This is a genomic window from Telmatospirillum siberiense, from assembly GCF_002845745.1.
Taxonomy (GTDB): Bacteria; Pseudomonadota; Alphaproteobacteria; order Rhodospirillales; family Magnetospirillaceae; genus Telmatospirillum; species Telmatospirillum siberiense.
In genome coordinates, this window is sequence record NZ_PIUM01000030.1 from 39,328 (window position 1) to 51,859 (window position 12,532).

At 61.4% G+C, this 12,532-nt stretch carries 11 protein-coding genes; 6 read left to right on the forward strand and 5 right to left on the reverse strand.

All coding sequences use genetic code 11. The features are described from left to right. Positions 1-112: 112 nt before the first annotated feature. Positions 113-796 carry a cytidylate kinase-like family protein gene (locus CWS72_RS21080; protein ID WP_101252622.1) on the forward strand — a complete coding sequence of 228 codons (684 nt, stop codon included), beginning with the start codon at positions 113-115 and terminating at the stop codon, positions 794-796. A 64-nt stretch (positions 797-860) separates the two neighbouring features. Then, positions 861-1,874, forward strand: coding sequence for an MBL fold metallo-hydrolase (locus CWS72_RS21085; RefSeq protein ID WP_241911834.1), 1,014 nt, complete (start codon positions 861-863; stop codon positions 1,872-1,874). Between the two features lie 258 nt (positions 1,875-2,132). On the opposite strand, the gene dxs is transcribed toward CWS72_RS21085, so the two are convergent. From dxs to CWS72_RS21100, 3 genes are read right to left on the reverse strand one after another with little or no spacing between them, the layout of a single operon-like run. Further along, the gene (gene dxs, locus CWS72_RS21090; RefSeq protein ID WP_101252624.1) at positions 2,133-4,046 is read right to left on the reverse strand and encodes a 1-deoxy-D-xylulose-5-phosphate synthase; all 1,914 of its coding nucleotides are present in this window, start codon (positions 4,044-4,046) and stop codon (positions 2,133-2,135) included. A gap of 16 nt (positions 4,047-4,062) precedes the next feature. Continuing rightward, on the reverse strand, positions 4,063-4,950 hold the full coding sequence (locus tag CWS72_RS21095) for a polyprenyl synthetase family protein (RefSeq protein ID WP_241911835.1): 888 nt from the start codon (positions 4,948-4,950) through the stop codon (positions 4,063-4,065). Positions 4,951-4,965: 15 nt separating this feature from the next. After that, complete coding sequence (locus CWS72_RS21100) at positions 4,966-5,211, reverse strand: exodeoxyribonuclease VII small subunit (protein ID WP_101252625.1); 246 nt, start codon at positions 5,209-5,211, stop codon at positions 4,966-4,968. Positions 5,212-5,720: 509 nt separating this feature from the next. Between CWS72_RS21100 and CWS72_RS21105 the strand changes: the two genes are divergently transcribed. Then, positions 5,721-6,467, forward strand: coding sequence for a TlyA family RNA methyltransferase (locus CWS72_RS21105; RefSeq protein ID WP_101252626.1), 747 nt, complete (start codon positions 5,721-5,723; stop codon positions 6,465-6,467). A gap of 3 nt (positions 6,468-6,470) precedes the next feature. Here the strand turns inward: CWS72_RS21105 and CWS72_RS21110 are convergent, their stop codons facing one another. Then, positions 6,471-7,760, reverse strand: a complete 1,290-nt coding sequence (locus CWS72_RS21110; protein ID WP_199175854.1) for an MFS transporter — start codon at positions 7,758-7,760, stop codon at positions 6,471-6,473. A gap of 207 nt (positions 7,761-7,967) precedes the next feature. On the opposite strand from CWS72_RS21110, the gene CWS72_RS21115 reads away from it, so the two are divergent. Further along, the gene (locus CWS72_RS21115) at positions 7,968-8,348 is read left to right on the forward strand and encodes a MarR family winged helix-turn-helix transcriptional regulator (RefSeq protein ID WP_158240753.1); all 381 of its coding nucleotides are present in this window, start codon (positions 7,968-7,970) and stop codon (positions 8,346-8,348) included. Between the two features lie 4 nt (positions 8,349-8,352). Here the strand turns inward: CWS72_RS21115 and CWS72_RS21120 are convergent, their stop codons facing one another. After that, a complete protein-coding gene (locus CWS72_RS21120) occupies positions 8,353-9,264 on the reverse strand; it encodes a LysR substrate-binding domain-containing protein (protein ID WP_101252628.1) in 912 nt (303 codons plus the stop codon). A gap of 277 nt (positions 9,265-9,541) precedes the next feature. Here CWS72_RS21120 and CWS72_RS21125 point away from each other — a divergent pair, with 277 nt between their 5' ends. Both CWS72_RS21125 and CWS72_RS21130 read left to right on the forward strand, forming a co-directional pair. Next, complete coding sequence (locus CWS72_RS21125; RefSeq protein ID WP_101252629.1) at positions 9,542-10,831, forward strand: MFS transporter; 1,290 nt, start codon at positions 9,542-9,544, stop codon at positions 10,829-10,831. A gap of 230 nt (positions 10,832-11,061) precedes the next feature. Next, positions 11,062-12,501, forward strand: a complete 1,440-nt coding sequence (locus CWS72_RS21130; protein WP_101252630.1) for an FAD-dependent oxidoreductase — start codon at positions 11,062-11,064, stop codon at positions 12,499-12,501. Positions 12,502-12,532: the final 31 nt, after the last annotated feature.

The following is a 12,532-nucleotide window of genomic DNA, read 5'->3' on the forward strand; positions in this document are numbered from 1 at the left end:
TCGTGGTGGCAAGGACTTGTTCCTCGCACCCTACTTTAGGTGGGAATGGCGGATTGCAATTCGCCATGGTATCTTGGTGACACCGAGATTGCACCAAAGAGAGGGGGCTGCCATGCCCGACGTCCAAGAAGCAATCCAGGCCATCGTCAGCACAATCAACACCAGCGACGGCTCGCGTCTCGTTTCCCCGGAGCGGCCTGTTGTCTGTATTTCGCGCGATTGTGGAACCGGCGGCGACGAAGTCGCGCGGCTTCTGGCTGAACGACTAGGCGTTGACGTTTACGACCGCATCATTGTCGAGCGGATTTCCCAGCGTCTCGACGCCGAGCCGGAAACCATGCGGGCTCTCGACGCGGGGGCCAGTCATCTGCGGGATCTTTGGCTCTATTCGCTGGTGACGGGGCAAAATCTCAATGCGGACCACTATAAACGTCATCTGATCAACGTCATCGTCAGTATCGGGCGTAGTGGGGGCGTCATCCTGGGGCGGGGGGCGCATCTGATTCTGGCGAACAGCGGTGCGCTGCGCGTGCGGATCACCGGGTCGCACGACATCTGTGCCAGGCGGATCGCCGAAACCGAGGGCATCGATATCGAAGCTGCCCGTAAGCGGGTCGAGGAGGTCAATCACCATCGCGGAAAGTTTGTCTGGGACCATTTTCAGGAACGCTCGAACGATCCCCGGACTTTCGATCTGATCATCAATACCGATCATATTTCCGATCTTCAAAAGGTGGTGGACATGCTGATCGATGCGATGAAAATGATCCGTCCGCCGGTTCCGCAGCCGGTCTGAGGCGGAAGCACCCGGGGCGAGGGCTGGCCGGCGGCTTTACGATGATGATGAAAGGCCCCAGCCGTTGGACTATCCGTTTGCCGACCCGCCTTCCTCCGGTCAGGTCATTGCGCTCGCGCCGGGGCTCCTGTGGTTGCGCATGCCGTTGCCGTTCGCTCTCGATCATATCAATCTCTGGCTGATCGAGGATGGCGGTTCCTGGGCCGTGGTCGATACCGGTGTTCCCGACGACAGGACAAGGAACTTATGGCGCGGCGTATTGGCTGGCCCCATGGCGGGGCGTCCCGTCTCCCGACTGCTCGTCAGTCATTTCCATCCCGATCATATGGGGCTGGCCGCCTGGTTCACCCGTAAATTCCCGGTCGTGATGGAAACGACGCAGGCGGAGTGGCTTTATGGCCGCATGCTGAGCCTCGATACCGGAGAGGCCTTTCGGGAAGCATCGCTGAATTTTTACCGTGGGGCGGGGTTCGGTCCCGACCTGTTGACGCTTGTCGCCGAGCGGGGCAATGCCTACGGCGCGCGGATAAAACATATTCCAACGGTCTGCCGACGGCTTCGCGATGGCGACCGGCTGCACCTGGGCCCGCATGTCTGGCGGGTCATGGTGGGTGAGGGGCATGCCCCGGAAATGGCCTGCCTGTGGTGCGAAGAGAGGAATGTGTTGATCTCGGGCGATCAGCTCCTGCCGTCGATCAGCCCCAATGTCAGTGTCTGGCCCAGCGAACCTGACGCCAATCCCCTCGGTCTGTTCTTGAAGTCTCTGGAAAAGTTCCGGGAACTGCCTGCCGATTGTCTGGTGCTTCCGTCGCATGGCCGGCCGTTTTTCGGGCTGCATGAGCGGATCGACGCTCTGCTTCGGCATCATCAGGACCGGCTGGCGGAAACGCTGGACGCCTGCAGGCGTCCGATATCGGCCTACGATTTACTGGCCATCATGTTTCCCCGCGAGCTCGATCACCACCAGCTTTTCTTCGCGATCGGGGAAAGCCTCGCCCATCTCCATTATCTGGTGGAGGGAGGCCTGCTTGGCCGTACCATCGATGGAATGGGCATTCACCGGTTTCATCGGATCTGAGGGCGAGAGCGGTTTTCGATCGTATTGGATCATCGTTTTTTCCGTCACCCCCGGACTTGATCCGGGGGTCCATGGATTGCCGGGTCAAGCCCGGCAATGACGGTTTTGGGTTGTGCTCACCACTCAAATGAGGCGACGCACGATCCGTGCCGGACAGCCGTGGGTCAAGCCCGGCAATGACGAAAGGGTAAGTGACCCAACGTGGTCGCAAATTGCTCGAGCCCCCCGCCCGCCGCAACGGAGGCGGGGGGGAACCGATCAGGCCCTCGCCGGGGCCTGGATGCCGGATTGTCCGATGGTGGCCAGAACCTGGGCGACGATATTGGAGGCGTTCAGGCCCGCCTTGTCATACTGGACATGGGGTGAGTCATGATCGAGGAAGACGTCGGGCAGAACCATCGGGCGCACCTTGAGACCGGTTTCCAGCAGCCCGGCATGGGCGAGGAAATGCAGGACCTGGCTTGAGAAGCCTCCGATCGACCCCTCCTCGACGGTGATGAGCAAGGCGTGATTCATCGCCAGACGGCGAATGAGATCCTCGTCCAGGGGTTTGGCGAAGCGGGCGTCCGCCACCGTCGTCGACAGGCCGCGCGCGGCCAGTTCGTCGGCGGCCTTCAGACATTCGCCCAGGCGCGTGCCCAGCGACAACAGGGCGACCGTGGTCCCTTCCTGGATGATCCGGCCCTTGCCGATGGGCAGCACCTGACCGCGTTCCGGCAATTCGACGCCGACCCCCTCGCCCCGCGGATAGCGGAAGGCCGAGACCCGGTCGTCGATGGCCGCGGCGGTGGCCACCATATGCATCAGTTCGGCCTCGTCGGCCGGCGACATCAGGACGATATCGGGCAGACAACTCAGAAAGGCCAGGTCGAAGCTGCCGGCATGGGTGGCTCCATCAGCGCCGACCAGTCCGGCGCGGTCGATGGCGAAACGCACCGGCAGATGTTGCAGGACCGCGTCATGGACCAACTGGTCATAGCCGCGCTGCAGGAAGGTCGAATAAAGCGCGCAGAACGGCTTGAAGCCTTCGCTGGCCAAGCCGGCGGCGAAAGTTACCGCATGTTGTTCGGCGATGCCGACATCGAAACAGCGCTTCGGGTAGGCCGTCTGGAACTTGTCCAATCCGGTTCCCGCCGGCATCGCCGCGGTGATGGCGACGATTCTCTCGTCATGCCGGGCTTCTTCCAGCAATGCCTTGGAAAAGACCGAGGTATAGGAGGGGGCATTGGCCTTCGGCTTGGCCAGCGCGCCGGTCACCACATCGAACTTGCCGACGCCGTGATATTTGTCGCTCGCCGCTTCGGCCGGAGCGTAGCCATGCCCCTTCTTGGTCACCACATGCACCAAAATCGGCGCCGCATCGCCGGCATTGCGCACGTTCTTCAGCACGGGAACCAGATGCTCAAGGTTATGCCCGTCGACCGGGCCGACATAATAGAATCCCAGTTCCTCGAACAAGGTGCCGCCGGCAACCATGCCGCGGGCAAATTCCTCGGCACGGCGCGCCGCCCGTTCCAGCGGCGGCGGGAACATGGAGGCCAGATCCTTGAGCAAATGGCGCAGCGAACGGTAGGATTTCGACGACAGCAGACGCGAGAGATAGTTGCTCATCGCGCCGACCGGCGGGGCGATCGACATGTCGTTGTCGTTCAGGATGACCACCAGGCGCGAATGCATGGCGCCGGCATTGTTCAAGGCCTCATAGGCCATTCCCGCACTCATCGCGCCATCGCCGATCACGGCGACGACATGGTTCGAGGCGCCTTTCAGATCGCGGCCGACGGCCATACCCAGTCCAGCGGAAATGCTGGTCGAGGAGTGTCCGGCGCCGAAGGGGTCGTAGGCGCTTTCCGTGCGCTTGGTGAAGCCCGACAGTCCGCCGCCTTGACGCAGCGTGCGCATCCTTTCGCGCCGGCCGGTCAAAATCTTATGCGGATAGGCTTGATGGCCGACATCCCAGATTATCCGGTCATCCGGCGTGGCGAACACGTGATGCAAGGCCACCGTCAGTTCGACGACGCCGAGACCCGCGCCCAGATGTCCTCCGGTCAGCGAGACGGATTCGATCATGTCGTGGCGAACCTCGTCCGCCAACTGGGTCAGTTCCTCAATGCTCATGCCCCGGATATCAGAGGGGTCCAGAACCTTGTCCAACAATGGTCTCTTGCTCATCGGTGTCACCAACTCATCACAGGCTGCGTTCTACGACGAAGCGTGCGGCCTCGCGCAGCAGATCGGCCTTGTCATCGAAACAGTCGAGGTGCTGAGCCGCTTGCCGCGACAGCATCTCGGCCTGAGCTCGAGCCCGTTCGATACCCAGTAGCGAAACGAAGGTCGCCTTGCCCGCCTCGGCGTCCTTGCGTAAACCCTTGCCCACTTTTTCCGGATCGCCTTCGACGTCCAGAAGATCGTCGGCGATCTGGAACGCCAATCCGAGATCGTGGGCATAGGCCTTGAGGGCCTGACGCAATTGCCAGGCGGCCTTGCCGAGGATGGCGCCGGCTTCGCAGGAAAAATCGATCAGGCGACCGGTCTTCAGATTTTGCAGCCGGGTCACCGCCTGGACGTCCATGTCGAGTTCCGCGGCCCGAAGGTCGAACATCTGCCCGCCGACCATGCCTTGGCCGCCGGCGGCCAGCGCCAGCTCCCGGACCAGTTCGCAACGAACCTGGGGGTCGGAATGGGTGTTGGGGCCGGCCACGACCTCGAACGACTTGGTCAGCAGGGCATCCCCGGCCAAAATCGCCGTGGCCTCGTCGAAGGCCTTGTGACAGGTGGGGCGTCCGCGCCGCAAATCGTCGTCGTCCATGGCAGGCAAGTCGTCATGGACCAATGAATAACAGTGGACCATTTCAATGGCTGCGGCGACACGGATGGCCGCCTCCTCGGCGACGTTGAACAGGCGCGACGTCTGCAGAACGAAAAACGGACGAAGCCGCTTGCCGCCGTCGAGCGTCGAATAACGCATGGCCTCGATGAGGCGGTTTTCCGGTCCTTCGACCAACGGCAATAGTCGGTCGAGTTCCGCATTAACCGCAGTGGCGGTGTCAGCGAGGGCGGCCTTCAATGTGGTCACAGCGATTTACTTCCTTTACCCGATATCGGCGGGTTGGGTGGAGAGGATGCCTTCCGGGCCGAGCACGATACTTTCGACGCGCGCCTGGGCTTCCGCCAGTTTGCCTTCGCAATGGCGTTTCAGGGCGATGCCGCGGGTATAGGCATCGATCGCCTCGTCGAGCCGGCCTTTGCCCTCCTCCAACTGGCGGACGATGCGCTCAAGCTCGCCGAGCGCGTCTTCGAAGCTCAAGGCCGCAATGTCGGTGGGCAACTCTACCAACGCTCCACTCCCGGATGAAAGGGCGGCAGTTTACGCCGTCGTGTCAAAGCCCGCAACAAGGGCGGGCGGAAAAGTCACAATGTGATCGATTTGCTGCTGGGCGCTGCTGGCTGGGGCACAGCGCGCGCGAAAAGGTCATAACTCTCTTCGGTGGCGGATGCCAGCCAGATTTAAAAAATGTGACAATTCGGACGTCTTTTTTGCCGATCACTCGGGGCGGTGGGCGCTCGGGGCGGGGGGGGCTGGTGGTTCCGGGCGATATGGACATTTAAAGTTCCGCATGGAGTCTGTCGTGGAGATAAAATTGCCGGATTATCTGTTTTTACGCAATTTATAAAAATTTTATGACGTCCTGCTGTTCGGATTCTGACGGATGGTGACCATATCCTCCGTCAGAATCCGAACACTATTCAATGAGTTGGTGGGTCTATTCACCCGACGCTTGGGAAACAGGCGTCGGGATCGGACCACTAGCCATTCGGCCACGGCTTCGGCATCATGCGCCGATCATGACGAAGAAAAGATTGGACCAATTGCTTGTCGACCGTGGTCTGGTGGAAAGCCGGGCCCGCGCACAAGCCCTGGTGATGGCGGGCTTGGTGTTTTCGGGCGAGAGGCGTCTCGACAAGCCGGGGGTGTCCGTGGCCGAAGAGCTCGCCATCGAATTGCGAGGCCAGGATCATCCGTGGGTATCGCGCGGTGGTTTGAAGCTCGCCAAAGCCATCGAGGCGTTCACCATCGATCCGACGGGGCTGACCGCCATCGATGTCGGGGCCTCGACCGGGGGCTTCACGGACGTGCTGCTGACCCATGGCGCGGCCAAGGTTTATGCGGTCGACGTCGGACATGGCCAGCTGGCCTGGAAGCTGCGGAATGATCCCAGGGTGGTGGTGCTGGAACGGGTTAACGCCCGCCATCTGTCCGTCGAGCAGATTCCCGAGCCGGTCGACATGGTCGTCTGCGACGCGAGTTTCATCGGGCTTGAAGTGGTGCTGCCGGCCGCGCTCGCCCTGACCAAGCCGCATGCCTGGCTGGCCGCCTTGATCAAGCCGCAGTTCGAGGTGGGGAAGGGGCGGGTCGGCAAGGGCGGCGTGGTGAGGGAACCCGAGCTTCATGCCGAGGTCTGCGAGCGCATCCGCGACTGGTTGTCGGCCCTTCCCGAGTGGACGGTGCGGGGCATCGTCGAAAGCCCGATCACCGGCCCCGAGGGAAACAAGGAATTCCTCATCGTCGGTCAAAAGTCGCCGCCGGGGTGAGATCTATTCCGCCGCCTGCTGCGCCGGCGTGGGGCGTCGCGTGAGATGCGCGGTGCCCAGCAGGACCAGGGCGATGGCCACGCAAGCGGCGCCGGCGATCAGGAATGCGTGCAGATAGGTGTCGAGTTCCGCGCGCAGCAGCCCCGCGCCGAAGGCCGCCGCCGCCGCCCCCATCTGATGGCCGGCGGAAATCCAGCCGAACAGGATGGCCGCGTCGCGATCGCCGAATTCCTCCGTGGCGAGCCGGACCGTCGGCGGTACCGTGGCGATCCAATCCAGTCCGTAGAAGACGGCGAAGATCGACAATTCGAAGAAATTGAAATCGGAGAAGGGCAGGAAGAGCAGGGAAAGGCCCCGAAGCCCGTAATACCAGGCCAGCAGCATCCGATTGTTGTAGCGATCGGAAAGCCAGCCCGACACCGTCGTGCCGACCAGGTCGAACAGGCCCATGGCCGCCAGCAACCCCGCCGCCCTGACTTCCGGCAGGCCGTGGTCCAGGCAAAGAGCGATGAGGTGGGTGCCGATCAGCCCATTCGTGGACAGGCCGCAGATGAAGAAACTGCTCCATAACAGCCAGAAAACCGGTTTGCGGATGCCGCGTCCCAAGGCCTGGAAGGCGTTGGCCAGCGGATTGCCCTGACTTGGCGGGTCCCGGTCGTTTTCTTCCGCCCCATAGGCCCGCAGCCCAACATCGGACGGTCGTTCGGGGACCAGCAGGAACACCACGGGAATCACCAGGGCGGTGGCGCCCGCCACGATCAGGGTGGCCAGCCGCCAGCCCTCGATTTCGATCATGTGGGCCAGCAGGGGGAGAAAGACCAGTTGGCCGGTCGCGGTGCTGGCCGTCAGCAAGCCCATGGCCAGGCCTCGACGCTTTCTGAACCAGCGGTTCACCACCGTCGCGCCGAGGACCAGGGCGACGGTTCCCGTTCCCAAGCCGGTCAGGACACCCCAGGTCAGGACCATCTGCCAGGGAGTCCGAACCAATGTCGTCGAGGCCACGGCCAGCGACAGCATGGTAAGCGCGCCCAGCAGCGTTTTCCGAATGCCGAAACGTTGCATGACGGCGGCCGCGAAGGGGCCGGTGAGGCCGTAAAGGGCGATGCCGACCGATATGGCGAAGGAGATGGTCGTGCGGTCCCATCCCATGTCGTTCATCAGGGGCACCAGCAGAACGCCTGGGGTGCCGCGCACTCCGGCGGCCGTCAGCAGGGCCAGGAAAACGACTCCGGCGACGATCCAGGCATAGTGGAATTTCCGTTCAATCCGGCGCGCCAGAGCCTGTATCGGCATTCGGGGGAATCCTTGACCGCTGATTTATGTGCATATACACATATTCATCGGCGGGGAAGGCGTCAATCCTTGTTTCGAACACATTTTCTGATTCGATTGAGCCATTATGGCGATGACGCGGTGATTTCCGGATGGCATTCCAGGATGATGGGTGAAGCGGCCCCCAAAGGGTGCACTTGTTTTCGGTTGCGGCGGACCACCCGGTCGATGACGCGGCTCTACGATGCTCATCTGAAGGTGGTGGATCTGACGCTTACGCAATATTCCGTACTTGCCAAGCTGACCGGCGATGTGGCGCCGGACATGCATCGGCTGGCGGCGGTGATGGGAATGGATCGGACGTCCCTGTCCCGGACGTTGGCGCCGTTGGAGGCTCGGGGATTGATCGAATCGGCGCCGGGAGACGATCGCCGGAGCAGGATCGTCCGCCTCACCGAAACCGGGAAGCTCCTCCACCGGGAGGCGGAACACCATTGGCGGGCCGCGCAGGACGAAATCCGTGAGCGCATGGGGGGGCGGGATCTCGCCCAGTTGCATCGGTTGCTTGATCTGGTGTGCGAACGACTGGCCGCCGATCCATCGGAATGATGGGTTATTCGGCTTCGAGGTGTCCCATCTGGCTTTTCCAGCGGCGCAGCGCGCGCAGGAACTCCGCCAGGACGGGCGAGGCTTCCTGTTTCCGGTAAGCGATGTAGAGTTCCGTGCGTGGCGCGGGTTTCACGGCCAGATCGCGGACGGCGACGGTGGGCGGGGTGAATTCGCGGACGAAATCGCTGAGGATGGTGAAGCCGAGCCCGGAGCCGACGAGGCTGAACTGATCGAACAGGCTGTCGCGTTCGCCCGATCCCGAGGCGTCCACCGGCTTGAAGTTCAGGGGGCCGAACATCTGCTCCAGCTCCATCTTCAAGGGCGTGCTCACCTCGACGAAGGGGAGGGCCGACAGTTCGGTCAAGGTTACCGCCGTCTTTTCAGCGAGGGGATGGGCGGCGGGAAGGAGGACGACGAGATTTTCGCGAAGAATGACTTCTTTAACGATATCCTCGTCATCGACCCCTTTTCGTATAAACGCAATATCTATGCACTCATTCTTGAGTGCTGTTATTTGAAGTTCGCTAGAAATATTCTTTAATATTGGATAAATATCTGGATTATTATTTTGAAGATAAGGTAGAAAAAATGGGAATATTTTTGATGCCGCTGTTGGTATATATCCTATCGTAATGCTTTTCTTGTTTCCATGAGACGCGGATCTTGTCTTGGAGATGGCGTCGTTAATATCGGACAATATATTTTTTGACCGGGCCAGGAAAATTTCTCCCGCCTGGGTGAGCGTCAGTCGGCGATTCTTCCTGCTGAATAACGGAACGCCGATAAATTCTTCAAGACTTTGAATTTGCCGGCCCAGCGACGGTTGCGATGTATGAAGTCGCCGAGCTGCTTGCGATATATTTAAATCTTCAGCAACTGCAACGAAATATTTTATCTGTCGGAGTTCCATGGCCATATTGTCAGTGATGGTCAGTCTTTTCTATTTGCAAGAATATTTTATAATATGCCTTTTGTAATAATTTTGGGGGCCGCGGTCAAATGATAAATTTCGGCGCCATCCCGATGCTCCTGGCAGAGACTGATGGTCCTGCGGGACCCATCTCCATGCCTTGAAGGACTGATGTTAGGCGTGGAAAGCAGTTACCGGCCATTCATCGGCGCGGTAGCATCCTCCCGCTGCGGCGTGGCCTTTGGCGCCGTCCGCAAAAGTTGGAAAGAGGATCGCTTCATCCATGCCCAGGCCGTCGCTGGCGCAGTCGCCCGGGTTCCGCCTGATCTCCCGTCGCAAGGCTTTGTGGCCCGTATTGGCCGATGGCGACGTCTGCTGGTTTCTTGGCGGACAGCTCTTGTCGACGGCGGGAAGCTGGATGACCAGGGTGGCCATCGGGTGGCTGATTTTCCGCCTGACGGGGTCGGCGCTTTGGCTCGGCGTCGCCGGCTTCGCCGGGCAGATGCCGGTGTTGTTGCTGGCGCCGTTGTCGGGCGCGATCATCGATCGCTTTGATCGTCGGCGCATTCTCGCCGTCACTTATGGCTTGGCCTCCGCTCAGGCGGTGGGGTTGGCCGCTCTTTCCTGGACGGGTTATCTCGATATCGCGACATTGCTGGGAATGGCGGTGGTCAGAGGGGGGGTCGCGGCCTTCGAACTGCCGGCCCGGCAGGCCTTTCTGTGCCGGACGGCGGTCGACGGAGAGGCCTGTCTGCCCGCCTTGGCCGCCGATTCCCTGGTGGTCAATATCGGCCGGCTGCTGGGGCCGTCGCTGGCGGGTCTGTTCATCGCGCTTGGCGGCGAGGCTCTGTGTTTCCTTCTTGATGGCCTCAGTTACGCCGCCCCTCTTCTGGCGTTGGTCTTCCGGCCCGGAAGACTGGTTCGGCGCGAAACCGGCCCGAGAAACGGTCTCCGCTTGTCGGAGGGCTGGGCGTGGATCCGGCAGCGCTCCGACGCGCGAAAAGCGTTTCTGCGGCTCTGTCTTCTCAGTCTGACCGGCCTGCCTTTTACCGTTCTGCTCCCCGCCTATGTTCATGGCGTGCTGACCGCCGGTGCGGAAATGCTGGGCTGGATGATCAGTATGTCCAGTCTCGGGGCGATCGCGGCCTCCTGTCTGGTCGGACGGGAAATTCGGGAGGGGGCGCCGGGACGGCAGTGGCCCTTATGCCTGGGTGCTTCGGCCTGTCTCATGCTGCTGGGGGTGTCCCGCTGGTGGGAGCTGTCGTTGTTCGGCGTGTTCGGAGCCAGCTTCTGCCTGATGTGGCAGATCGTCACGGCCAGCGCCGCTTTGCATCTGCAGATCCCCGAGGCCATGCGCGGGCGTCTGGCCGCCTGTTGCGCCGTCGCTTTCTGGGGCATGGTTCCTTTCGGCGGCCTGATGCTGGGGGCGGCGGCGCGATTTCTTCCCGTTTCTTCGGTTCTTTGCCTGTCGGGGCTGATTTGTCTCGTGGTTGCCTTCCTGCCCGAGGGCGAGGCGCGCCGGATCGTCTTCTTCAGGCGGCGGGCGGGGTTCTCTGACATGGATGCCTTCTAGGCATGGAACAAACGTTTAAAAGCATTATCCCATATGAAAAATATGGCTATTGTTTAGGTCAGGACTGAGCTGGCCAAAGGCCCGGGGGCTGCGTGAGAATATCCTGTATTCTCATGGTTTTGTTCCGTCCGCGTTCGCACGCGCGGCGCTTCAAAAATAAATTTTAAATATTTGAAAGACATCCCGGGCGCTGACTGGCGACGTTCCTCGGTAATGTGAGGAGTGAGTATATGTTCGGAAAGTATAGATTGAGGGCTGGTTTGGCGGCCTTATGTCTGGTGAGCGGGGGCTCGGCCTTCGCCGGGCAGGATGCGCCGGAACGGGTCATATCCAGCGACGTCCTCGTGATCGGCGCCGGTGGCGCCGGATTGAACGCGGCGGTAACCGCGGCGATGGCCAATGCCAAGGTGATCGTTCTGGAAAAGCAGCCGACGGTCGGCGGCGCCACGATCATTTCGGGTGGTTCGATGAACTTCCCCGACCCGCTGCGCCAGGAAAAGATGGGAATCAAGGATTCTCCCGATCTGATGTATCAACAGGTACTGGCCGCCGGCGACTACCGTAACGATCCGGCGTTGGTTCGCACGCTGGTCGACAACGCCCCCGATCTGATGGGCTGGTACGAATCGCTGGGCGTCAAGTGGGCCGACCGCGTCTTCGAGCCGTTCGGCGGTCTTTTTCCGCGCGGGCACAACACCGGCGCCGCAGCCGCAGGCCGCGACTATGTTCGCGTCCTTTACAACGCCGCCAAGGCGCATAACGTCGATATCCATATGAACACCCGGGCCGTCGACCTGATCAGGGACGGGGCCTCCGGACCTGTCACCGGCGTGAAGGCCGTCGATGAGGACGGGGCGATTACCTTCCGTGCGAAAGCCGTGGTCATCGCCACCGGCGGCTTTGCCGGCAACGTCAAGATGCGGATGAAATATGACCCGCGTCTCAACGAAAGCTTCCGGACGACGGCCAATCCGGCCGGAACCGGCCCGGCCTTCAACACCGGCGACGGCATCACGATGGCCCAGAAGATCGGCGGGGATGTCGTCGGCATGGACTACATCCAGTTGATTCCCTTCACCGGCGGTCGTGTCACCGACTATGTCGGCGCGGATATCTGGCTCAATTCCGACGGCAAGCGCTTCGTCAACGAAGGCGGACGGCGTGACGTCATCACCGAGGCCATCATGCGCCAGAAGGGCCAGATGTGCTGGGTGATCACCGACGAGCAGTCAGTGAAGGGCGCGACGACCGAAGGCAAGATCCGCAGCGGCGTGGTTTTCAAGCTGAACAGCCTCAAGGAAGTGGCCGAGAAGATCGGCGTCGATGCCAAGGCTCTCCAGGCCACCTTGGACGCCTACAACAAGATGGCTGCCCAGAAGAAGGATCCCGAATTCGGCCGGACCACCTTCACGCAGCTTATCAACAAGCCGCCTTACTACGTCGGCGTCGAGCGTGAAAGCGTCCACTTCACCCAGGGCGGCCTGCACATCAATTCTCAGACCCAGGTTCTGGATTTCGATGGAAACGCCATTCCCGGCTTGTTCGCGGCGGGGGAAACCACCGGTGGCATCCACGGCACCAACCGTGCCGGCGGCAATTCGTTGACGGCGATTTCGGTGTTCGGCCGGATCGCGGGAAAGAACGCCGCTGCGTTGGCGCAGGCCCAGTGAGGCGCGTCGTCGCATCCGAAATCGTTCGGGA